The sequence below is a fragment of the Caloramator sp. Dgby_cultured_2 genome, assembly GCF_028872215.1.
Lineage (GTDB): Bacteria > Bacillota > Clostridia > Clostridiales > Caloramatoraceae > Caloramator > Caloramator australicus.
Genome location: NZ_CP118396.1, coordinates 1,766,626 through 1,788,916 on the forward strand (window position 1 = coordinate 1,766,626; position 22,291 = coordinate 1,788,916).

Annotated in this window: 31 protein-coding genes, 6 pseudogenes and 1 other annotated feature; of the genes and pseudogenes, 7 read left to right on the top strand and 30 right to left on the bottom strand. The window is 32.9% G+C overall.

What is annotated here, in order from left to right:
- Positions 1-54: 54 nt before the first annotated feature.
- The 4 genes from PWK10_RS12295 to PWK10_RS12310 are packed head-to-tail and all read left to right on the top strand — an operon-like array spanning position 55 to position 1,560.
- On the top strand, positions 55-603 hold the full coding sequence (locus PWK10_RS12295) for a hypothetical protein (protein WP_274766232.1): 549 nt from the start codon (positions 55-57) through the stop codon (positions 601-603).
- Positions 604-626: 23 nt separating this feature from the next.
- Positions 627-983 carry a hypothetical protein gene (locus PWK10_RS12300; protein ID WP_274766233.1) on the top strand — a complete coding sequence of 119 codons (357 nt, stop codon included), beginning with the start codon at positions 627-629 and terminating at the stop codon, positions 981-983.
- Between the two features lie 38 nt (positions 984-1,021).
- A complete protein-coding gene (locus PWK10_RS12305; protein ID WP_274766234.1) occupies positions 1,022-1,336 on the top strand; it encodes a hypothetical protein in 315 nt (104 codons plus the stop codon).
- A gap of 47 nt (positions 1,337-1,383) precedes the next feature.
- Positions 1,384-1,560, top strand: coding sequence for a hypothetical protein (locus PWK10_RS12310; RefSeq protein ID WP_274766235.1), 177 nt, complete (start codon positions 1,384-1,386; stop codon positions 1,558-1,560).
- 174 nt (positions 1,561-1,734) lie between these two features.
- Here PWK10_RS12310 and PWK10_RS12315 read toward each other — a convergent pair whose 3' ends face one another.
- The 6 genes and pseudogenes from PWK10_RS12315 to PWK10_RS19960 all read right to left on the bottom strand — a co-directional run bounded on the left by PWK10_RS12315 (position 1,735) and on the right by PWK10_RS19960 (position 3,992).
- Positions 1,735-1,881 (bottom strand): helix-turn-helix domain-containing protein, encoded by a 147-nt coding sequence (locus PWK10_RS12315; protein ID WP_274766236.1) that lies wholly within the window; start codon positions 1,879-1,881, stop codon positions 1,735-1,737.
- A gap of 282 nt (positions 1,882-2,163) precedes the next feature.
- A complete protein-coding gene (locus PWK10_RS12320; RefSeq protein WP_274766237.1) occupies positions 2,164-2,370 on the bottom strand; it encodes a hypothetical protein in 207 nt (68 codons plus the stop codon).
- Positions 2,367-2,966 (bottom strand): hypothetical protein, encoded by a 600-nt coding sequence (locus PWK10_RS12325; RefSeq protein WP_274766238.1) that lies wholly within the window; start codon positions 2,964-2,966, stop codon positions 2,367-2,369. Before PWK10_RS12325 ends, PWK10_RS12320 begins: the two co-directional genes overlap by 4 nt.
- Positions 2,967-3,047: 81 nt before the next feature.
- Positions 3,048-3,403: pseudogene (locus PWK10_RS12335) on the bottom strand (PucR family transcriptional regulator ligand-binding domain-containing protein); the annotation flags it as partial.
- Positions 3,404-3,664 (bottom strand): hypothetical protein, encoded by a 261-nt coding sequence (locus PWK10_RS12340; protein ID WP_274766240.1) that lies wholly within the window; start codon positions 3,662-3,664, stop codon positions 3,404-3,406.
- 28 nt (positions 3,665-3,692) lie between these two features.
- On the bottom strand, positions 3,693-3,992 hold the full coding sequence (locus PWK10_RS19960; protein ID WP_446715375.1) for a LysE family transporter: 300 nt from the start codon (positions 3,990-3,992) through the stop codon (positions 3,693-3,695).
- 179 nt (positions 3,993-4,171) lie between these two features.
- Between PWK10_RS19960 and speD the strand changes: the two are divergent.
- Together speD and PWK10_RS12350 are read left to right on the top strand one after the other, a co-directional pair.
- Positions 4,172-4,995 (top strand): annotated as a pseudogene (gene speD / locus PWK10_RS12345) (adenosylmethionine decarboxylase).
- A 193-nt stretch (positions 4,996-5,188) separates the two neighbouring features.
- On the top strand, positions 5,189-6,502 hold the full coding sequence (locus tag PWK10_RS12350; RefSeq protein ID WP_342455521.1) for a uracil-xanthine permease family protein: 1,314 nt from the start codon (positions 5,189-5,191) through the stop codon (positions 6,500-6,502).
- Between the two features lie 30 nt (positions 6,503-6,532).
- Here the strand turns inward: PWK10_RS12350 and PWK10_RS12355 are convergent, their stop codons facing one another.
- The 3 genes and pseudogenes from PWK10_RS12355 to PWK10_RS18830 form a co-directional block, all read right to left on the bottom strand.
- Positions 6,533-7,738 (bottom strand): DUF438 domain-containing protein, encoded by a 1,206-nt coding sequence (locus PWK10_RS12355; protein ID WP_274766241.1) that lies wholly within the window; start codon positions 7,736-7,738, stop codon positions 6,533-6,535.
- A 147-nt stretch (positions 7,739-7,885) separates the two neighbouring features.
- Positions 7,886-9,099, bottom strand: a pseudogene (locus tag PWK10_RS12360) (carboxypeptidase M32).
- Positions 9,096-9,302: a hypothetical protein gene (locus PWK10_RS18830; RefSeq protein WP_342455524.1), complete on the bottom strand. Its 207-nt coding sequence runs from the start codon at positions 9,300-9,302 to the stop codon at positions 9,096-9,098. Before PWK10_RS18830 ends, PWK10_RS12360 begins: the two are co-directional and overlap by 4 nt.
- A gap of 218 nt (positions 9,303-9,520) precedes the next feature.
- On the opposite strand from PWK10_RS18830, the gene PWK10_RS12365 reads away from it, so the two are divergent.
- Complete coding sequence (locus tag PWK10_RS12365; protein WP_274766242.1) at positions 9,521-10,144, top strand: hypothetical protein; 624 nt, start codon at positions 9,521-9,523, stop codon at positions 10,142-10,144.
- Positions 10,145-10,192: 48 nt separating this feature from the next.
- On the opposite strand, the gene PWK10_RS12370 is transcribed toward PWK10_RS12365, so the two are convergent.
- The 21 genes and pseudogenes from PWK10_RS12370 to PWK10_RS12475 form a co-directional block, all read right to left on the bottom strand.
- The gene (locus PWK10_RS12370) at positions 10,193-10,531 is read right to left on the bottom strand and encodes a cupin domain-containing protein (protein WP_274766243.1); all 339 of its coding nucleotides are present in this window, start codon (positions 10,529-10,531) and stop codon (positions 10,193-10,195) included.
- Positions 10,532-10,543: 12 nt separating this feature from the next.
- Positions 10,544-10,768, bottom strand: coding sequence for a DUF1858 domain-containing protein (locus tag PWK10_RS12375; protein WP_008908489.1), 225 nt, complete (start codon positions 10,766-10,768; stop codon positions 10,544-10,546).
- Between the two features lie 146 nt (positions 10,769-10,914).
- Positions 10,915-11,349: a substrate-binding domain-containing protein gene (locus PWK10_RS12380; protein WP_274766244.1), complete on the bottom strand. Its 435-nt coding sequence runs from the start codon at positions 11,347-11,349 to the stop codon at positions 10,915-10,917.
- A gap of 46 nt (positions 11,350-11,395) precedes the next feature.
- Positions 11,396-11,932 carry a LacI family DNA-binding transcriptional regulator gene (locus tag PWK10_RS12385; protein WP_274766245.1) on the bottom strand — a complete coding sequence of 179 codons (537 nt, stop codon included), beginning with the start codon at positions 11,930-11,932 and terminating at the stop codon, positions 11,396-11,398.
- Between the two features lie 44 nt (positions 11,933-11,976).
- Positions 11,977-12,693 carry a DUF1861 family protein gene (locus PWK10_RS12390; protein WP_342455790.1) on the bottom strand — a complete coding sequence of 239 codons (717 nt, stop codon included), beginning with the start codon at positions 12,691-12,693 and terminating at the stop codon, positions 11,977-11,979.
- On the bottom strand, positions 12,683-12,781 hold the full coding sequence (locus tag PWK10_RS12395) for a hypothetical protein (protein WP_274766246.1): 99 nt from the start codon (positions 12,779-12,781) through the stop codon (positions 12,683-12,685). The genes PWK10_RS12390 and PWK10_RS12395 overlap by 11 nt, the downstream gene beginning before the upstream one ends.
- A gap of 157 nt (positions 12,782-12,938) precedes the next feature.
- Positions 12,939-13,845: pseudogene (locus tag PWK10_RS12405) on the bottom strand (glycoside hydrolase family 130 protein).
- A gap of 21 nt (positions 13,846-13,866) precedes the next feature.
- Positions 13,867-14,433 (bottom strand): oligopeptide/dipeptide ABC transporter ATP-binding protein, encoded by a 567-nt coding sequence (locus tag PWK10_RS12410; RefSeq protein ID WP_274766248.1) that lies wholly within the window; start codon positions 14,431-14,433, stop codon positions 13,867-13,869.
- Positions 14,430-14,612: a hypothetical protein gene (locus PWK10_RS12415; protein ID WP_274766249.1), complete on the bottom strand. Its 183-nt coding sequence runs from the start codon at positions 14,610-14,612 to the stop codon at positions 14,430-14,432. The genes PWK10_RS12410 and PWK10_RS12415 overlap by 4 nt, the downstream gene beginning before the upstream one ends.
- Entirely contained in the window at positions 14,609-14,725 is a 117-nt protein-coding gene (locus PWK10_RS19965) for an ATP-binding cassette domain-containing protein (protein ID WP_446715253.1), read from the bottom strand. The genes PWK10_RS12415 and PWK10_RS19965 overlap by 4 nt, the downstream gene beginning before the upstream one ends.
- Positions 14,726-14,745: 20 nt before the next feature.
- Positions 14,746-14,868 (bottom strand): hypothetical protein, encoded by a 123-nt coding sequence (locus PWK10_RS12420; protein ID WP_274766250.1) that lies wholly within the window; start codon positions 14,866-14,868, stop codon positions 14,746-14,748.
- A 63-nt stretch (positions 14,869-14,931) separates the two neighbouring features.
- A complete protein-coding gene (locus PWK10_RS12425; protein ID WP_274766251.1) occupies positions 14,932-15,846 on the bottom strand; it encodes an ABC transporter ATP-binding protein in 915 nt (304 codons plus the stop codon).
- A complete protein-coding gene (locus tag PWK10_RS12430) occupies positions 15,846-16,436 on the bottom strand; it encodes an ABC transporter permease (protein WP_274766252.1) in 591 nt (196 codons plus the stop codon). Before PWK10_RS12430 ends, PWK10_RS12425 begins: the two co-directional genes overlap by 1 nt.
- On the bottom strand, positions 16,436-16,720 hold the full coding sequence (locus PWK10_RS12435; protein WP_274766253.1) for a hypothetical protein: 285 nt from the start codon (positions 16,718-16,720) through the stop codon (positions 16,436-16,438). The genes PWK10_RS12430 and PWK10_RS12435 overlap by 1 nt, the downstream gene beginning before the upstream one ends.
- The gene (locus PWK10_RS12440; protein ID WP_274766254.1) at positions 16,717-17,076 is read right to left on the bottom strand and encodes an ABC transporter permease subunit; all 360 of its coding nucleotides are present in this window, start codon (positions 17,074-17,076) and stop codon (positions 16,717-16,719) included. The genes PWK10_RS12435 and PWK10_RS12440 overlap by 4 nt, the downstream gene beginning before the upstream one ends.
- On the bottom strand, positions 17,040-17,393 hold the full coding sequence (locus PWK10_RS12445) for an ABC transporter permease subunit (RefSeq protein ID WP_274766255.1): 354 nt from the start codon (positions 17,391-17,393) through the stop codon (positions 17,040-17,042). Before PWK10_RS12445 ends, PWK10_RS12440 begins: the two co-directional genes overlap by 37 nt.
- Before the next feature lie 24 nt (positions 17,394-17,417).
- On the bottom strand, positions 17,418-17,702 hold the full coding sequence (locus PWK10_RS12450; RefSeq protein WP_274766256.1) for a hypothetical protein: 285 nt from the start codon (positions 17,700-17,702) through the stop codon (positions 17,418-17,420).
- A 21-nt stretch (positions 17,703-17,723) separates the two neighbouring features.
- Positions 17,724-19,523 (bottom strand): ABC transporter substrate-binding protein, encoded by a 1,800-nt coding sequence (locus PWK10_RS12455; protein WP_274766257.1) that lies wholly within the window; start codon positions 19,521-19,523, stop codon positions 17,724-17,726.
- 181 nt (positions 19,524-19,704) lie between these two features.
- Positions 19,705-21,044: pseudogene (locus PWK10_RS12460) on the bottom strand (sodium-dependent transporter).
- Between the two features lie 38 nt (positions 21,045-21,082).
- Positions 21,083-21,309, bottom strand: a binding site (T-box leader).
- A 68-nt stretch (positions 21,310-21,377) separates the two neighbouring features.
- Positions 21,378-22,116: pseudogene (locus tag PWK10_RS12470) on the bottom strand (ROK family protein).
- The gene (locus tag PWK10_RS12475) at positions 22,077-22,271 is read right to left on the bottom strand and encodes a hypothetical protein (protein ID WP_274766261.1); all 195 of its coding nucleotides are present in this window, start codon (positions 22,269-22,271) and stop codon (positions 22,077-22,079) included. The pseudogene PWK10_RS12470 and the gene PWK10_RS12475 overlap by 40 nt, the downstream one beginning before the upstream one ends.
- Between the last annotated feature and the right edge of the window lie 20 nt (positions 22,272-22,291).

Here is a 22,291-nt window from a genome sequence, read left to right on the forward strand (position 1 = left end):
TATTACATAATGTAATAGTAGGTTAGTAAAATTTTTTCAATTGGAGGGAAAGTTATGACATGTAATAAGTGCATGGGTGATAACTACTTTGACTGGTGTTTTAAATGGCTTTGCAAAGAGGAAGAAGTTGAAAATGGAAATGGGAATGGACAAATTCCTTCTTGTGATGCTGGGTATATTTATAGGCTAGAAGGAAGCGATTTTGTTAATTTTGATGAAGGTTCAGCTATTGAGTTTCAAGGGGCAGTTTTAAGGGGTGGGATAGGCTTTCAAGCTTCTTCACCTACAGATATAACGATAAGTTCTCCTGGACTTTATAAGGTGACATTTTATTTGAATTGCCAAAGCAGATCCATCGTTGGATTACAGCTTGTAGTTAATAACACTCCTCAACCCGTTTTACCTCAATATACCTACAAAAACAATGCAGCCAGCCAATTTATATATGGTCAGGCCTTAATTGAAATTACAGCACCTAATACAATTTTAAGAATATTTGTTTTAAAAGACGTTACATTGGATAAAACTCAACAAAATGAACCACAGAGTGTTAATGCATCCGTTCTTATAAAAAGGTATGCCAAAGCTAATAGAGCTAAATAAAATAATAATAAGGAGGAATATGTATGTCCCAAAATAGTATTCCAGATGAAATATTAACTCAATTTGAGAGCATCGATGCTATTGCTGAAGCTGAATCAGGTATTTTAACTTGTTTAAGTAACCTTTTATATAAACCGACATCCTCGGAAGATCCTACTCCAAGCTCACCATCTTTGCTTTTTAACATTTATAAGCTACTAACTGATGACTATAATAATGTCTTGCCATTAACTTCAGAAGTTGCATCTTTAATCAAGAAAATACTTTTAGCTTATGCCTGCAAAGAATTTGCAGTAGCTGAGATAGTAAATGCCCTTGCATGTAAGCTTGGTTTGGTAAAGGGACTAGTGCCGGATGAAAAGGAAAAATGCTGCTGTTAATTTAGGATAGCTAAATTTTATAAAATGGAGGGAATAATATGCCTGCAATAGAACCAAACAATCTAGACCTTGAGTCAATGGAGGTTATAATGGCTGCAATTGCCAATGAGCTTAAGGGACTTGCGTGGCTATTTTGTAATGTTTTAAAACCGTCCCTTGAGAAGACAGTTACAGATCCTAGAGATATAAATCAAATCAAAGAACAACTTTCCTTGTTAAAGTCTATTCTCTGCGGTTATACCGTAAAGGAAAAGGCTATTGCCGATATAATTAAAGCTGTTGCTAAAAAGGAAGCTGCTGATTTAGGAGTAAGTCCCAATAAAGTATGTGAATGTCTAAAGTGTAAAAATTAGCTGCCCATAAGGGCAGCCTACATAATCAATTAAAGGGAGTTATTAATATGGGAATGGATTATCCTTTTGAATCGAAGGAATGTAAAATAAATAAATCTGTAGAGAACATTTTAAATTCTGAGGCTGAGATAGCTGAATGCCTTAGCTGTCTTTTTTGCAATATTTCAGATGAGTTAAAAGATGTTTATCCCATCGAAAAAGGGTTTTACTTACAAAACAATTAGTAAACGCCTACGCCTGCAAGGAAAAGGCGATGGCCGATTTATTAAAATCCCTAAGCTGCCTTAGCATAATTCCTAAAAAGCCATGCAAAAGAAGGGTTGATTTAGATAGAATTCTTTCGGTCTTAATATTTTTATTCATTCTTAGAAGAATCTTTTATTGCTGCTAATCACTTTTTAATTTTTAATGACATCTCTTATTTTAAGTGCTAAATGCAAGCAAAGTCTATCATTTTCCTTTTCAACATCAAGACCTGTAATTTCTTTTATCCTCTGAAGCCTGTAAAGTATAGTATTATAATGCGTATATAAAACCTCTGACATCCTTTTTAAATTTCCATTGCATTCAAAATATGTCTTTAAAGTCTTTACAAATTCTGTGGATTTTTGCTATCATATTCGTCCAAAACTTCTATTGTGCTTCTATAAAAATCCACTATTTCATCTTTTATTTCTTCATTGCAAAGAAGTTTATATACTCCAAGATTATCATATAAAACTATATTTCTGTCGTTTAAAATATCAATCGCCCTAATAGATTTTTGTGCTTCCTTAAAGCTCTTTTCAATATTTTTTATTCCCCTTAAACATCTTCCAACCCCTACTTTATATTCTAAAAAAATTTTTTGTTAAAAGGTCTAATACTTCATCCTTGAAGACATTTATTCTTCTTTTTACATCCTCATCCCTTTTAAAACAAAGCAGAATATCGATTTGATCCTTTCGACCTACCACCAAACCGTTTAGCTTTAATTTTGATAGTATTTCTTCTAATATATTCGAAAGATAAATATTGTCACTATATAAATTCAAATCAGCTTTTTTATAGCTTCTTTTATTTTTACTATTATATAACAGAAAATATCCTCTGGACCAAAATTGTAAATGCTAAAGCTTCCTTCAGCCTTTTTCTTTCTTTTTTCGTCATTAGAGCAGAGATCTTCAATAAATTCAATTTTATGAGTATTTTCTGCCTCCCTTAAGGATAAAAGCTTTAATATTTCTACAGCCATAGTGGTTGCAGCGATCTCCAAAACTGAAAGGTCAAATCCACCAAGAGGTGTATTTATTGCCCAGGAAAAAATATGGCCGTAAATTGTATTTTTAACTACAATAGGCATAACCATTCTTGAAACATTTTTCCCTTGAATTCTTTCTACCGATTCATAGAATTTCTTTTCTAATGTCCCTTTGTTTTTGGTGTAAAACTCTTCAAAATTTTTCTTTAGCTTCTCCTTTGTATACTCTTCAACTCCATCAAGTTTTAAAATGTTTTTTTCCGGGTAATTCAGTTTAAGAATTACAGGATTTTTTATGTTTTCATATACTACATTTATAATCTCCCTCAATACTTCCTCCCTTAGCATTATATTCATCATGCTCTCATAAACATTTTCCAGCCTTTGCAAGAGTATCGTCTGCTTGTTGAAAATCTCTTTAAATATGGGGGTGATTATTTCTGAAAAGGGAGTTGCATAATAAAGGTCTATTATAGGAAACGAAATACTATTTGCAAGCTCTATAACAGATTCGTCTAATTTTTCTATGTAGGGATAAATTTTAATCCCGAGACCTGAAAGTTTCTTTTGGCTGCAGGATAATATAAATTTTTTTGAAATTCTACATCATTTGTTAAGGCATATGCCGTTGTAAGTAAAAGCTCTCCTTCGCTAACCCAATTCAAAATATCCGGATCCGCCATTATATTTACCCTTGAAACTGTATTTTTTATTCCCCCAAACCCTGCGATTATTTTGCTTCTTTCCATACATTCCATCTTTAAAACATCCTCTATGGTAATTCCATTTTGCCTTGCCATACCCATCCCCCTAGAAATTTTCTTCATTTAATTAATCAATAAAAATCCATAGAGTAAAAATCCAATTCCTATAATAAACATAATAGTTATCATGGCCTTTTCTGTCCCTTTATCATTTCCTTCTATAAATCTTCTAAATCCCTTTAGTGCTAAAATGTTTAAAACAATAAACCATGCTGCCATACCTATTATCAAAAACACCAAAAAGGAATAATATATAAATGGTCCGTTATCACTAAATCTATGGATAATAGTTCCGCTAACAGTTATCCAAAAGGAGTGAGTCATCGGATTAAAAAGGCAAGGAAAAATCCCTTTAAAAATGGCGTTGACTCATATTTTTTATAAAATTATTATTAGGTGCTTTTTTTAAATCTAAAATTGCAAATACTATAATTAAGAGTCCGCATATTATAAAAAACATTGCTTCTAACCTTTTATTATCGTTAAAAAGGCTAAAAAGCCCTACATTTATTAAAACTAAATCTAAAGCATCCGCGCTTATGGCGCCAAGGGCAACTTTTATTCCTTCTTTTATTCCCTTTTTTAATGTTTGTTTAATCGACTCAAGCCCAGCAGGGCCTAAAGGTAGGGCAAAAATATTCCCGTTATAAATCCAGTTATTATAGTCGTAATAAGCTTAAAAATCTGCTGCATTTTACCACATTCCTTACTTTAAATTTTTATCTTCATTATAATTATAATATATTTTACTATTTAGGTAAAAAATAATTCTTGACAAAAAATAGAAGATTTATAATCAATTTCGTCGAATAAATTTTTGAAAACGAGGGGATGAAATTGGCAAAGGAAAATAATGGTAAAATCAAACTATACGGCTTCAACAACCTAACAAAATCATTAAGCTTTAATATTTACGATGTCTGCTATACAAAAACGATGACGAAAGAAAAAGATACATCGAATATATTGATGAACAATATAACTCTGAAAGATTGACAAAAATCTTAACAGACGTTACAGAAATGATAGGGGCAAACGTTTTAAACATCGCAAAGCAGGATTATGATCCTCAAGGTGCAAGTGTTACTATACTTATTTCCGAAGAGGAAGTTCCACTATATGTTCTTGATCCAAGCTGCAATAAAGGTGTTCTAACTCCAACAAGGGAAAACATTGTAGCTCACCTTGATAAGAGCCATGTTACTGTTCATACTTACCCTGAGAGCCATCCAAAAAGAGATATTTGCACCTTTAGAGTGGATATAGATGTTTCAACTTGTGGAACAATATCCCCATTAAATGCGTTAAATTATCTAATAAAAAGCTTTGATTCTGATATAATCACCATTGATTATAGAGTTAGGGGTTTTACAAGGGACATCGATGGCAGAAAACATTTTATAGATCACGAAATTTTCTCCATCCAAGACTATATTGAAGAAGATATTTTAAGAAGATATGATCTTATCGACATGAACGTTTATCAATCAAATATTTTCCATACAAAGATGAAGGTTAAAAACCTTGACCTTTCAAATTACCTATTCGATATTGATGAAAACAGCTTGTCAGAAGAAGAAAAATCAGAAATCCTTAAGAAATTAAATAGAGAGATGACTGAAATTTTCTACGGAATAAACATAAACAACGTTTAATCTACGGGCACAATATTTTATATTGTGCCCGTTAATTTTTATAAATATTTAACACTTTCAAGATATTGAATTCCCTTTATTTTTTCCTTTTCATCCTTTAAAACAAATTTTACGACAAGTTTTTTGTTAATAAATTACAAACAATTTCATTTAAACTTTAAGTGAAAATTTTTTACTTATGAGGGGGTATTATATGGGTGAGATTGTTAAGCAGACGACAATCAAAAGGAACGAAATAGTTTATAAGGTTGATGACAGACCTCCACTACCTTTAAGCATCGTCCTTGCTCTTCAGCACATCTTGGCTGCCTTTGGAGGAATTGTTGCAGTTCCTTTGATTGTCGGACAAGCAATTGGAGTAAAAATCGACGACCTTTCTTATCTTGTTAGTGCTGCAATTTTTATGGCAGGTCTTGCAACGTTTATTCAAGCAAGAGGAATTGGAAAATGCGGAGCAAGGGTTTCTTGTATGATGGGAACGGACTTTTCATTTGTAAGCGCTGGAATTTTAGTAGGTCAAAGCATGGGACTTGCAGGGTATTTTGGTGCAACAATTTTAGGTTCCTTTGTAGAGATTATATTAAGTAGATTCATTAAGCCTTTGATGAAATACTTCCCACCAGTAGTTACAGGAACTGTTGTTACCTTAATAGGACTTACCCTTTTGCCAGTATCCATAGACTGGGCAGCCGGTGGATATGGCGCTCCTGATTATGGAAGTCTTCAAAACATATCAATTGCAATGGTAGTTCTTTTAATTGCCCTTTTCTTAAACAAATATGGTAAAGGAATCGTAAGTAGCGCGTCGGTTTTAATTGCTATATTCTTTGGATACATAATCTGCTCTTTCCTTGGTATTTTAGATTTTAAGCCCGTTTTAGACGCAAAATGGATTGAACTTCCAAGAATATTTAAATATGGAGTAAATTTTAGTCTTGTAGGAGTGTTACCTTTTATAGCTCCCTATCTTGTTACAACAATCGAAACTGTTGGTTGTCTTATTGCAATAGGTGAAGCTTCCGAAAAACCTCTATCAAGCGAAGAAGTTTCTGCAGGTATTTTAGCTGATGGTGTTGGAAGTTTTCTTGCAGGATTTTTCGGTGCCGGACCAAATACATCCTTTAGCCAAAACGTTGGGTTAATCCCACTTACTAAGGTTGCAAGCAGATACGTTATGATAGTAGCATCAATACTTCTTATGCTACTTGGTATATTCCCAAAGATTGGTGCCTTAATTGCAATAATGCCAAACCCTGTATTAGGCGGTGCAGGTATTGTAATGTTCGGTATGGTAGCAGCTGCAGGAATTAAAACCCTTTCAAGATGTGAACTAACTACAAGGAATCTTTTAATCCTTGCAGTTTCCATCGGATTAGGTCTTGGTGTTACTGTAAGGCCTGACGTTATATCCCATCTTCCGCAGGCCCTTAAGATGTTCTTTGGCTCAGGTATAAGCACAGGAACTATAACAGCCTTCTTATTAAACATAGTTTTAAAGGATGAATAAAAGGTTGCCACAGGGCAACCTTTTATTCGCTTAATAATCTTTTTCCCCCTCAAGTTCCTTTATTGGTTTGATATTTTGTGTAACTTCTAATGTCCCTAAATACTCTCCTTTTTCATCCCTTACTGCAAAGTATCGAATATATACATATAAATTCCCCATCCTTATCCAAAAATCTTCATGGTCTTTTTTGCCCGATTTGAAATCGCTAAGCATTTTTTCAACTATATGAACGCTTGCAGGTGGATGGCAGTTTTGAACCTTTCTCCCTATAACAGCCTTTGTCCTTGCAAAAATTCTTTCCTTCCCTTGAGAGAAGTATTTAACTACGTCATCTTTATCGATAAAAGTTATATCAAAGGGTAAAGTGTTTAATATATTTAAAAGTTCTTTTATACTCAAAAATCCCGTTTCAAATTTGATGTATCCTTTTTGAATATCTTCTTTTTCTTCCTTTACAACATTAACCCTTTCTGGAACCCATCTTGCTATTGGCTCTACTAGGCAGTATCCTATTTCATCAGACTCTTGCATAATTTTAATCCATTCATCTTCTGTAAAAGTATCAACAGTCATTGGAAATAGTATATTTTCTTCTTTGAAAATCATTTCTGCTACTTTATTTATTGTTTCTTCAATTTTACTAATTATTTCATCCTTTTCGCCATTGTAGTTCAATAGCATTTTTTTATTTTCTTTAATAAGATCCCTTATTTCATCATCGACTCCCCACATTACTTTCGGTGGTGCAGTTATCCCGTATTTTTCAAGGTATGGAAATATTAAATTTTCTTTTCTTGAATAGTGCTTATCTATATCCCATAGCTCGTTAAATAAAGTTACTAGTTTTAGTGCGTTTTCCTTTGAATCATTGTGCTTAAAATTCTCCATTTCTTCTCTAATTTTATCTAAAAGCTTTTCTATGGCTCTGTTTTCATTAAAGAAGGTATTAACAGGGTGCCCAGGTATATCTTTGGGGTCAGTTGGCCTATGAATTTCCTCTATTGACCCCTTAAACATAGCTGCATGAACATCGCAGAGCCTCTGAACCTCTGTTACCGGCATACCTTCCATTATAAGAGCCTGCTCTAGTTCTGAAATTTCCTTTGCTGAAACTCCTGAGAAAATCCTTTCAAACTTAGATTTAACTTCGTCAAAGGGCTTACCATCATGAAGCTCCATTATAAGTTCCTTTAACACCTTTTGTCTATATTCTCTGTTGTTTATTACCTCGCTCATAATTACCCTTCCTTTCTGGAATTTTTATACTTTTATTTTAACCATATATTAGAAAACAATATGTAACATATGTCACAAACTAAAAAATTTTTAATTAGCACTACTATTATTTTATCCAAATTTAAAAAATCTGCCCAAGCGGGCAGATTATCTTAATTTTGCTTCTACAATTTTCTCGCACCTTTTTATAAAATACTCCGGATTTAATTTTTCACCTGTTATCTTTTCTATAAGCTCTGATGGTGTGTATAAAGAACCATATCTGTGAATATTTTGATTTAACCATGACTTCATGCTTAAAAAGTCACCGTTTTCTATTCTTTCATAAAAGTCTGGAATATCCTTAAGTATTTTATTTAATATTTGGGCACCATAAAGGTTTCCTAGTGCATAGGATGGGAAATATCCTATCATCCCTCCTGACCAGTGGACATCCTGCAATATTCCTTCACTATAGTTTTGCACTTCAACGCCAAGATAATCCTTATATTTTTGATTCCATATCTTTGGTAGCTCGTCAACATCGATATCTTCGTCCATCATAAGCTTTTCCATTTCATATCTTATAATTATATGCAAACTATATGTTATCTCATCAGCATCAACCCTAATTAAGGATGGCTTTATGGAGTTTACTGCATCGTAAATATCATCTACAGAAAGCCTTTTTAGCTCTGGGAAAAGATTTGTAACATCAGGGTAGATATTTTTCCAAAATTCCTTTGACCTTCCTATTATGTTTTCATAAAATCTTGATTGGGATTCGTGGATACCCATCGAGGTTCCAGTCATCAAAAGTGTTCCTTTTAAATCTTTAGATATATTTTGTTCATATATTGCATGTCCCATTTCATGTATATTGGATAAAAGACCTGTTATAAAATTTTCTTCATCATATCTTGTTGTTATTCTTATATCATTTACCCCTAATTCTATAGTAAAAGGATGTGCACTTTCATCTATTCTACCTGAGGATAAGTCATATCCTAATTTTTCTGCTATTATCCTTGCAAATTCCCTTTGCTTTGTTATCGGATAATGTCCTTTTAATATATGGTCTTTAGGTTCATAGTTGGCTTCCTTTAACTTCTTTAATAAATTTATTATGGCATCCTTAAGGGGCATAAATATCCTATCAAGCTCCTCTTCCGTCATTCCCATTTCGTAGTTATCAAGAAGGGCATCGTATCTTTTTTCTTATATCCATAAAGTTCAGCAAATTGTTTGTTATAACTTATTATCTTTTCAAGGTAGGGCTTAAAAAGGTTATAATCTCCCTTTTTCTTTGCCTCCTCCCATACGCTCTCTGCAACTGATACTAAATTTACAAACTCTACATAAAGTTTTTCTGGGATTTTCATAGTCCTATCGTATTCTTTTTTAGCTTTCTTATTGATGCACTTATTATTTCATCAAGATTTTCACATGTTGAAAAATATTCTATAAATTCCTTAACTTTGTCCGATGTGATGAGCTTATAATGCTCTCCTGCCAAAAATCCAGCAACTTCCCCTCTATATGGAACAGCATTTTGAGGAATGTTTACCCTCATATCCCAATGCACAAGACCTAATAGGCTATTGAGATACTCAATCTTAGTTAAATATTCTTTAAGTTCCTGCTTTTTGCATCTAAACTTTCCACATTATCCCCCCTAAAATTTTACAGTATATATTTTAATTATGCCTGTAAATATTTTCTAGGTCAAGAAAGAAATAAGCTTATTTCTAAAATTGAATATTTATTGTATAATAAAAATAGCTCTTTGGAGGTGAAGGATTAATGGAAAAAATATTAAATTTGATATTAGAAAAACTCGATAAAATAGAAAATGTTCAAGCTCAAATGCAAAGCGACATCGCTGATCTTAAAGTTAACCAAACACAAATTCAAAACGACATCGCTGACCTTAAGGCTAACCAAGCTCAAATGCAAAAAGACATTAACGATCTTAAAGCTAATCAAACACAAATGCAAAGCGACATCGCTGACCTTAAGACTAACCAAGCTCAAATGCAAAAAGACATTAACGATCTTAAGGCTAATCAAACACAAATGCAAAGCGACATCGCCGACCTTAAGGCTAACCAGGCTCAAATGCAAAAAGACATTAACGATCTTAAGGCTAATCAAACACAAATGCAAAGCGACATCGCCGACCTTAAGACTAACCAAATAAAATTAGAGAAAAGAGTAGAAAATGTAGAAGTTCAACTTACAAAAGTCATTGAAAAACTCGATAATATTGAAAAGAAAATTAATGATATAGAAGCCATAAACGCTACAAGACATACTGAAATTTATATGAAACTGGAAAACATGACTGAAGATATAATTTTCCTTAAGCATAAAGAACATCAAACTGAAGAAGACCTATTTAAACTAAAGCTTAAAATTGCAAAATAATTTTTAAAAGGGTTGTTTCAAAATCTTGAAACAACCCTTTTTAAATGATTATTGGAAAATCACTATAAGAAGCATTTTAAACCTTTCCTTTGCAAAGAGGGCATGGGGAATATTGGCTGGCATTACTATTGTTTGGCCCTTCTTTAAGTAAAACTTTTCATCTCCAATTGTAATTTCTGCTTCACCATCTAAAACATATACAAGGGCATCTCCCGGAGCAGAATGGGCTGAAATTTCCTCACCCTTGTCAAAGGCAAATAAAGTAACACTGTGGGCTTTGCTTTGGGCTAAGGTTCTACTAACAACCGTCCCCTCTTGATATTGAACAAGACTTTCCATTTCAAGTATTGCCTTATGCTCAATGTTTTTTATAAATTGTTCACTCATTAAAAATCCCTCCTATTCTATTATTTCAAATCCATTTTTAATAAATTCATTTTTTATTTTTTCTATGTCAAACCCTCTTAGCATTGCTCCCTTAGGTATTGTCATTACTCTACCTACTGTGTTTAACATACCTGGCTTTACTATCTCAGTAAAACCAAGCCTTTGCATTATTCCAACAATTTCGGGATATTCTTCAACCAAATCTTTCAAGTTCCTTTTAAAGTCTATTCTTTTCATTTTCATCAGCACTTTTTTAATTTTGATTTTATTATATCATTTTCTATGGATAAAAATGTAATTTAAATCACAAAAACAAAAATTTTTAAATGCAAAAGGCACCTACTTTAAGCTAAAGTAAGTGCCTAAAAACTTAAATTATTTTATCACCTATCGTTAAGGGATTTTACTGTCCCTCTTTCAATAAGCTTAACATCTAATTCAATATGTTCAATATGAGCATTTCTGTTTTCCATTCTCCACAACAGTCTTTTTACTGCCTTTTGCCCCATCAACTCTTTTTCTATTCTCATGGTTGTAAGATTAGGATTTACTAATGAACAGAGTTCTATATCATCAAATCCAATAATCGATATATCATCAGGGACTCTAACACCAAGGCTATTTAAAGAATTAAATAATGTGAGTGCAGCATCATCGTTTGAACATATAAATGCTGTTGGCAACTCCTCTAAAGACAAAATCATTTCTGAAATTTTTTTATAATCCTTTTTAAACACATATTTTTCTACATCCTTGATTATAGAATATTTAAATAATTTATTTATTGTTTTATCATCATAGTTATAAAACCTTCTCATGCATTCACTATAACCAAGCCATCTTTCCTTGAAACTTAATGTTAAATCAATCTCCCCAAAAACCTATTTTCTTATGACCTTTTTCAAGAAGATAATTAGTCGCTTTATAGGAGCCAAAGAAATTCTGAGTTAAAATTGCATCAGTTGGCAATTTAAAGGATGCATGATCCACTAAAACAACTGGAATATTATATTTCAATATTTTTTCCAGATAATTATCATTAATCGCCCCAACAATTAAAATTCCATCCACCTTTTTATTAGTTATACAAGTAGGAACCTCAAAAGTATACTTGTCTAATAGGCTAACTATAATAACATAATCATTTTTTCTTGCCTCATTTTCTATTCCGATTATAACCTTTGAATAAAAATATACATCCCTAAAATATCTGCTTTCTATTAATATACAGATATTTTTGCTTTTATCTTTATTATTAGAACTGCTGACCTTTAAATATCCTAATTCATTAGCAATTCTAATCACTTCTGCTTTAGTTTTTTCGCTGACCCCATCCTTGTCATTCAGGGCAAGTGATACAGCATTTATTGAAATATTAAGCTTTTCAGCTATATCCTTCATCGTTACTTTTTCTTTTTGAGTTTATTCAATAGCCGCCACCTCTTTTAAACTTTTAAATTCTCATATTCTAAAAATGGATCCTGTATTTCTATTTGGTGGGCTTCTGCATCGCTAACTCCTGCATAAAGAATTGCCTTTCCGTTTCCAATTCTTGTTAATCCTCCGCTGAATATTACATCCTTAAGATCATCACGTTTGCTCTCACCCTCCTGAAAATCATCCCTAACAGCAATTATTTTTATTAGTGTTCTTTCAAAATTTGTTGGGTTAAAGGCAAATACCATAGAATAGTAATGCCTATTCATTTCACCGTCAAAGCATGCAACGTGGCCTAAAACTCCTATAAGTCCATTTTTCAAAAGATGTAATTCATTTGCACCTCCCCATTCTTCCTCATCGAACTGTCCTTCAATTAAAGGTGCACTAACAATAACATCTTCATTTAACTCATCTAATGAATTAATTAATGTAAAACCTATTTTGCCTCTACCTCCAATTTGACCTTGAGGTCTTGTAAAGACAGCAATTTTACCATTTCTTAAATCTAATATTCTTATATCCTTCATCATTTCAGGGCCTTGAGTAAATCTTTTTAACGAATATATATCCTTTCCTCTAAAAAATACTGTTCTATATCCTAATGCACCTTTTATTTCTTTATGGGGATATATCTCAACTCCACCTAATATTATTTCATCCTTTATAAATGTAAAAAAGGATCTTGAAGTTCTAATACTGGTGCATCCTTCATTAGCACATATTTATCATTTTTTTCCTCAAAAACATAACCTTTGAATGTTCACTATCTCTTTTTTCCACTCTTCCTGCTATTACTCTTTTCCCAAGCATATTAAATGGTGCTGTTATGTTATAAACATCAAAGCCCTCTACTCCTTCAAAAACTATTTTTTACTAACTTTTTCCTGCCTATTATTCAAATATTCTTCTAAAAGTTCTTTACATCTTTTATCATTGAAATGACTTTTTAGCATAAATATTCCTCCCGTCAAAAACAAACTTTATCCTTTTCTATTGCAGCAACTCCAATTACAGTATCAGCTGCACCGTAATAAACATAGTATTTGCCATTTGCTTCTACTGCTCCACAGCTAAATACAACATTGGGAACAAGTCCCTTTTTCTCCCAATCAAGCTCAGGTTCTAATATAGGATAAGGTAATCTTTTTATAACTTTAGATGGATCCTTTAAATCTAGTAAAGCTGCACCGAGCCTATATACATTGTAATCATCAACTGCATGATAAAATAAAAGATACCCATCCTCCCTCTTTATTGGTGGCCCAGCAATTCCTATTTTTTGATTCCCATGTTCCTTTTATAGGTTCCATAATTACCTTATGACCTTCCCAATTTATTAAATCATCTGAATATGCAATCCAAATATTTGGATGTCTTCTATGGAAAAGAACATATTTATCCTCAATTTTATCCGCAAGTAGTGCTGCATCCTTGTTAGGTTCATCTAAGACTACCCTATGCCCCTCCCAGTTTTTCATATCCTTTGACCATGCCATGCAAATTCGAAAATTGTCCCATGTCACTCCTCCAAATCCGGTATATAGCATGTAATATGTATCGTTTATTTTAGTTATCCTTGGATCCTCTACTCCCCAAGCCTCCTGCTCTGTTGTCCCAACAAAAATTGGTTCATTAAATCTTTTAAAGTTTATTCCATCATCGCTTACTGCATATCCTATAGAGGATACAAATTTATTTTCTTCATATGGTCTATCTGTATTTAGAACAAATTTATTATTTGATGCCCTATAAAACATGTGAAACTTTCCATCTTCATAAATAACAGCAGCATTAAATACCGCAGCCTTTTCCCATTCATTAGTAAAATCAGGTGTTAATACAGGTTCTAAAGTCAATCTCTCTAGCTTGAACATCAATTATCCTCCCAACGCTTTTTAGTTGAATAATTTCCAGTTAGGTAGTTCCATATATCTATGGCAACTTACAAAATGTAAATCATTTACTTTTTCTAAACCCGGCCTTTTTAAACAAATATCCTTTGAATAATTACATGCATGAATGAAAGGACATTCTTTTGATTCGGGCGTCCTTTTTGGTGGTTCGTAGGATTTCAATTCCTCAACTATTTTTCGTTTTGATAGCTCCGGATCTGGAACTGCTGTTGATGAAATCAATACTCTAGTATAAGGATGCTTTGGATTATTTATTATTTCATCACAGCTTCCAAATTCAACTATTTTACCACCATATATTACAATCAATTTTCCATCGCCTTCAGCAAAATATTTTGCAGCTCCTATATCATGAAGGATTAATATAATGGATATATTTAATTTTGAATTGATATCCTTTAGTAATTTAATTATAGATGCCCTAAGGGACATATCTATCATGCTTATGGGCTCATCTGCTACTAATATTTCAGGATTAACTGAAAGAGCCCTTGCAATTGCGAGTCTCTGTCTTCCTCCACCTGACAAATGATGGGGGTATTTATTCAAAAATAATTTGTTGGCGTCAATCCAACCAATTCAAGTAGCTCTTCGACCTTTTCCTTTACTTCGTGTCTTTCACATATCCTATTAAACAGGATTGGGTCCTTTAATATGCTAAAAATATCTTTACTGGGATGTAAAGAAGCATAAGGATCTTGGTGAACATATTGAATCTTGATCCTCATTTTTTGTATTCCTTAGAATTCAACTTGCTTAAATTTTCTCCGAACCAATAAACTTCACCCTTTGTAGGACTTTCTAGGTCACACATTATTTTAGCTAGGGTGCTTTTACCCATACCGCTTTCCCCAATTATGGCTATCTTTTCACCTTTTTTATATTTAAGCTTACATCGTCTAATGCTAATTTTTTTACTTTATTAAATAATCCAATTGAATAAATCTTTGATACATTTTTTAATTCTAATACAGAACTATTCATCTACATCTCCTCCTGCACTATTATATAGAAAACATGCAACCTTAGAATTATCATCTAATTTTATTAAATCAGGCACTTCTTTTTGCATATTTCACTTGCAAATTGACATCTTGGATGAAATTTACATCCAGGAGGAGGATTTAATAGGCTTGGAGGATCTCCTTTTATCCCCTTCGGTTCATCATCCTTTGATAGGATGGACATTATTGAATTGATTAATCCCTTTGTATAGGGATGTTTAGGCTCTTTAAAAATTTTAATGGTATCAGCCTTTTCAATAACATGTCCACCATAGACAACTACTATATAATCAGCAAGTTCTGCAGCTATTGCAATATCATGGGTGATAAAAATTATGGTTATTTCTCTATTTTCTTTTATTTCCTTTAAAAGCTTTACAATATGTGCCTGAGTAATTACGTCCAGAGCCGAAGTTGGTTCATCCAAAATCAATATTTTAGGATCAAATAAAAGGGCTAAAGCGATTAGAACCCTCTGTTTCATTCCGCCTGAGAGCTGGTTTGGAAAGCTATCAAGAACTGTTCCCGGCTCTAATCTTACAAGCTTTAAAAGTTCAGATGCCCTTTCCCTTATCTCATGGTTGGACCATTTAATATTATGGGACCTTACTGTATCAATAAAATGATCTATTACCTTCAAAGTTGGGTTTAAGGATTGCTGAGCTGCCTGTGGAACATAAGCTATTTCTGTCCACCTTATTTTTCTTAAATATTCATAATCGCTTTTTAATATATCATTATCCTTATAAAACACCTTGCCACTGCTTATCCTTCCATTTGGTGGTAAGCTCATAGTGATTGCCTCAATAAGAGTGCTTTTACCTGATGCGCTTTCACCAACAACAGCAGTAACGCTGTTTTCAATGATGTCAAGATTTATATTATTAGCAGCCTTAATCGTCCCTTCTTTAACAATGTAATGTGCACTTAAATTTTCAACCTTTAATAGCGTCTTCATCATTCATGCCCCTGAAGTTTAGGATTAAATGTTTCTTCTAAGCTCTGTGTAAATATAATTCCTCCATATATGAGAAGAATTATATTTAATATTATGAAAAACGGATAATGAAATGCCCTAGGCGTATATAAAGCTCCAGCCTGATAAAGGGCATAATTAAGCATGATTCCCCAATGGGTAGAGTCAAACTTTGCAAGGCCTAAGAACATAAGCCCAATCGTAAATTCCATTGCACCCTTTAGTTGCATCGCAAAATTTACAAGGATATATGGCGCGACAAGCGGGAAAATATCTTTAAATATAATGTAATAAAGAGGCATATTGAGCATTTTAGAAGCCTCTATAAATTCTTTATTTTTTATAGACATAACCTGGGCAGAAACCTGTTTTGCAAGGGGTGCCCAAAGCCAAAGGGCTACAATTAATGAAATCTGAATCATATTAAGGTTTGAATCAGCAAATATTGCAGCCATTATCAATAACGCTGGGAATGATGGGACTACTAAAAATATAGAAATTATCGCATCTACAACTTGTCCTATTTTCCCAGTTAAATATCCCCTTAATATCCCTAAGATGGTTCCAATCACTACTGCAAAAAACTGGATGTCATGCTTAAACCTATAACAGTTCTTGCCCCATTCACAATCTGGGCAAAAATATCTATTCCAAAATAATCTGTCCCAAAGGGATGTTTTAAAGAAGGTGCTAAATACCTGTCTGAAAAGTTTGATTCTAATGATAATGGAACTATATATCTTCCAAAAATAGCCATAATGACATAAAATAAAATTATTATAAATCCTATAAAAGCTTTTTTATTATACTTAAATAAACCTAAGTCTTTTGTTAATTTAATCCTTAATTCACTCATTTTATCTTCACCCTCGGATCAATTAATGAATATAATATCTCTGCTAAAAAAGTTGCTATAATAACCCCAACAACAATTAATGAGAACAATCCTGTTAATAGCCCATAATCTCTAAAAGCTATAGCCTTGCCAAAATAAAAACCTATTCCGGGATAATTAAATATGGATTCTACTAAAGTATTCCCTCCTAGCATATAGCCAAAGGCAATTGCAAGGCTTGCCACCAAAGGTAAAATTGCATTATTCCTTATATATTTTCTTGCAATGGTTGAATCTTTAACTCCCCTTATCATCGCAAACCTAATATAATCCTCTTCCATTATTTGTGATGTATTTCCCTCATTGCAAGGATCCATACCGCAATTTGAGGAATTGATATAGCTACTATTGGTCCTAAGGCATGTTTTATTACACTGATTATAAAATCTATTGAAAAGGATGGTTCCATATCTACTGGATATGCTCCTCCTAAAGGAATAATCCTTAATTTAATTGCACCTATGAATAAAATTAAAACAGCTAAAACAAAAGGTGGAATAGCTTGAATTATGCTGGATACAAATGAGATTGAAATATCAACTGCTCGCCCTCTTTTTGTGCCGAAAAAGCACCTAAATAAACTCCTATTATAAAACTTATCAATATAGATATAAAAACAACAAGTAGCGTCCAAGGAAGGGATTTTGCAACTATTTCATTAACGGGTTGTTTGGTAATATGTTGAATAGCCAATGTTTCCTCTTATAAATTGATTTAAAAACTTTACATATCTAATAAATAAAGGCTCGCCGGTATCTATTCCCATCATTTGATGAGCAATCTCCAGCGCCTTATTTATATCCATATTTCTTTGTTGTGATATTGAAACAGCCAGGCCATAAGCGGGATCGCCTGGCATCTTATTGATAAGGAAAAATATCCCGCTTATGGCTATAAACAATACAAATAACAAATAAATTAATCTATTTAATATAAACTTCAAGTCTACCTCCTCCAAGTTCAATTATTTTGATTTTAATACTCCCTCAGTAATTAGCAGGTTATATAATCTTTCTATTCCTCCAGGAGCTAATGACCATCTTCCATCTTGTGCTGATGGCCATCCTGTTAATCTTGCACTTGAATAATATATTGGAAGAACCTTTTCAAATAGTGGAACAACTGGTAAGTATTCATTTGTAATATAAGCTAGTTTTTGAATTATTTCTGTTGCTTTCTTGCTGTTGTTTATATTATCCTTTAATTCATTTACAAGGTCATATGGTGAATATTGTCCCCATGGAGTATTAAATTTTTCCTTTGATGGGAATGCTGTAATATTAGCGATATCCCCCTGATAAAGTCTTGAATATCCAGTCATTGGATGTGGATATCCCCACCATGCTGAACCAAATTCAATAGCACATTCATAATCTCCGCTTCTCATTACCTGATCTCTCATTCCATCTGGTATTAACTTCATTTCAACCTTAAATCCGAATTTATTAAATTGCTGAACAACTTCCCTTGCTGCTAATACCCAGTCGTTGTGAGGTCCGTATACTGAAAGAACAAATTCAACAGGTTCATTTGAAGGAGTATACCACTGATTATTCTTCTTTGTATATCCAGCCTTCTTTAATATATTTTCAGCTGAAGCAGTATTTGTTGCATATTTAGTCATTTTACTCAATGTAGTGCTGTTTACCCATTTGCTTTGCATGCTACTTAAAACGCCAGTATAATACTGTCCTGCAGCATTAGCCTGCCATACTGAAACGTCCTTAACTTTGTTTTTCTCTAACAGATAAGCTATTGCCTTTCTTAAATTAATATCTTTAAATAACTTATTATTAAAGTTAAAAACTAATGCAATTTCTGATAAGTCTGATACAGCCTTAACATTTAAATTAGGATTTATAAATTTCAACTGTTCTACAACATCCTTTGGCATATTAGGATGTGCTGCATCAAGTTCACCTGATACTAATGATGCCCATACAAATTCGTTAGAAGACCATCTTCTAAATACTACCCTTTCCGTAGTATTTTTATTAGCAAGCCAGTGATATTTATTTTTGCTTAAAATCATTTCAGACTGAATTATCTTAGTTGGTTCATATGCACCAACAACAGGCATTCTCTTTAATGTTTTATATGGTGAAAATTTATTTACTTGATCTCTTAATGCTGAGCTTAACTTTTCATATTGCTTCTTCGTTTCATCAGATACTGCTTTTCCAGCCTGTGTATCATAGAATATTTTCTTTCCAAGTTCAGCAACTTGTCTTGCTTGTGCGTTCCACTTTGAATATACATGATATGGAACTAAAGAACCCATAGCACCATCTGTTAGTATGGTATGCATAAATGAAGCTGGTGCATCCTTCCACAAAGTAAATTCTACAGTATTTGGATTTATAGCTCTTACTGTTTGTATTTCGTATGGCCATTGCCACATAGCTTGAATAAAGGCTACTGTATTAACAACATCCTGAGCTGTAAATGCTTTTCCATCTGACCATTTTGCATTTTTTCTAAGATATACTGTTAATTTGTTTCCATTAATTGTCCACTTTTCAGCAAGCCTTGGAATATACTGACCTGTTTGTGGAATATAGTATGCAAAAGGTTCATATACAAACCACCAAGCACCACCTACAGCCCCTGGGCCAAATGGATTTCCGTGAAATGGATATGGCCAGTCTGATGCAAGCCTAAGATCGCTAGTCTTTTTTGTTGCTGCAAATGTGATGTTAAAACTTGAAAAAATCAATGTAAGTGACATGAAAAACGCAAAAATTTTAATTAATGTTTTTTTCATGAATTTTACCCCTAAATTAAATTTAATCTTTTTAAATTGATAAATATTTTTTATTCACACCCCTCCCATAATTAATCTTAAAATATATATCTATTCCGTAAATTTTCAAAATAATTATATTACTCTGTAAATTATTTTTCAATTTAATTTAACTTGAATTTTTTATAATTTAACTTGAATTTTAAAAAATGCTATTTATAAATATTATCCCAATCATAATGGGAGTAACATATTTTAAAATTAACAAATAAATCTTCAATAGTTTTACATTTTTTAACTTCATTTTATTTGTAATTTCATTAATAACCTCTTCTTTCCCAGCAAAATATCCAACAAAAACAGAAATCAAAATTCCACCTAATGGCAAGAGAATGTTAGAGGATAAATAGTCGAATATATCAAATATAGTCCTTCCTAAAAGCTTTACATTTGATAAAACATTTCCTTCAACCGAAAGGGCTGCTAAACTTCCAAATAATGCAATGAAGATAGTAGTAATTAAAACGCTTTTTCTCCTATCTATTTTTTTAACTTCTATAAGATAAGCAACTGAAACTTCAACTAAGGAGAGCATTGCAGTTGTTGCAGCAATTGATGTTAATAAGAAAAACATAAATAAAAGAACGTTCCCAAAGGGTAATTTTGAAAATATAAGCGGAATTGTTATAAACAATAGCCCTGGACCATAGGATGGTTCCATTTTAAAAGCAAAAACTGTTGGAAATATCGCAAGCCCTGCAAGAAGGGAAATTAATGTATCTGATAATGCAACCTTTAAAGCTGTTGACATTAAATCATTATCATCAGTAAAGTAACTTGCATAGGTTATCATTGTCCCCACACCTAAAGATAGCTTAAAAAACGAGAGTCCTAAGGAGGTTAATATGCTGCTTGACTTGAGCTTTGAAAAATCTACAGCAAACAAAAATTTGATTCCCTCGTATGAGTTTTCTAAAGTCAATGCTCTTATGTCACAAATTAAAATCAGGATAAATAGGACAGGCATTAATAATTTTGTTGCCCTTTCTATTCCTCCTTTGACTCCCATCATAAGTATTATGGCGACTACTAAAAGAGCAGTTAATTGCCATAGAATAACGTCTTTAGGGCTTGTTATCATATTTATAAATATATCCCTTGAGGATTCTAATGTAACTCCATTAAATTTTCCAATCAAACTTTTAAATGTATAGGAATAAACCCATCCTGCCACAGCACTATAGAAAAACATGATTAATAGGGAGGCTAAAATACCCATGTAACCTACTATTCTCCATTTCCTTCCTCCAAGCTTTTCAAAGGCTAAAACAGGATTTAATCTTGTTTTTCTTCCTATGAAAAATTCGCTTATCATAACAGGGATTCCAACTATTAAAACGCATATCAAATAAACAAATAAAAATGCTCCCCTCCGTTCATTCCGATAATATATGGGAACCTCCATATATTGCCTAAACCTATAGCAGAACCCAATGTAGCTAAGAAAACTGCCAAACTTGAAGAAAACTTTTCCCTTTTCATAATTGAACCCCCTATAAAAAATTAAAGGCACTTAACCCTTTTAGGGCGAAGTGCCTTCGCGGTGCCACCTAAATTGAGCAAAATGCTCATCTTTTCGGATGCCAACACATCCTATCCCTGTAACGTAGGAAATCCGGCGCGGGCTACTTTATTTCACCCTGCATCTTGTGAACCCATTCAGCATAATGGATCGTATCGGGCTTCCACCATCCCCAACTCGCTGTAACTACCAACTATGCCTACTTCTTTCACGCATTGATTTTGGCTTTTATATAATTTGAAATCAATAATAATACGATTTTAACCCAAAGTCAATTAAATTTTCTTAATTTTTTAAAAATTAATATTCAAAACGGCAGCACCAATTGCACCAGAATTTTGGCCAAGTTCTGCCTTTACAATTTTGCATGCTTTAAAACTTGCCTTATAACATCTTTCCTCTACTGTTTTAATCATTATAGGGTAAAGTATATCAAAACCATTGGAAACTCCTCCACCTACTGCTATAACCTCTGGATTGTAATTCATAATTATATTTGCAATTCCAACACCAAGATAAAAGGCTTCCCTTTCAATAAGCTCCCTTGCTAAATTATCCCCCATTTTGTAGCCTTCAAAAACATCCCTTGCAGTTATTTTTCCATCCTTTGCAATATCTCTTATAACGCTTCCTCTTCCCTTTTCTATTTCTCCCTCTGCAAATTTTGCAAGGGCTGTTCCTGATGCATACATTTCAAAGCAACCATAGTTTCCACAATGACACCTTTCACCGTCAAAGTTTATACTTGCATGTCCAAATTCTGCTGCGTTGGAGTTTGCCCCATCATATAGTTTACCATCTACTATTGCTCCTCCGCCTATTCCTGTGCTTACAGTTATATACACAAAATTTTTGTCCCCTTACCAGCACCAAAAAGTATTCAGCTAGAGCAGCACAGTTGGCATCGTTTTGAAGCTTTATAGGTCTTTTAAACTCATCCTCTAATATTTTAACTAAAGGAATATCAATCCACCCTGGTAGATTTGGAGGATTTAAAACAATTCCCTTTTTGCATCTAACGGTCCCGGCGATGCCACCCCTATACCTTCTAAATCTGAAATATTAATTTCAGCATCTTTTAATACTTTATATACCGTTTCCTTCATTCTTTGAATAACTTTCTCAGGGCCTTCATGGGCTAAAGTTGGCAGGGTATAGGTGGAAATTATTTTCCCTTCATTAGTCATTAATATAGTATTTATTTTGG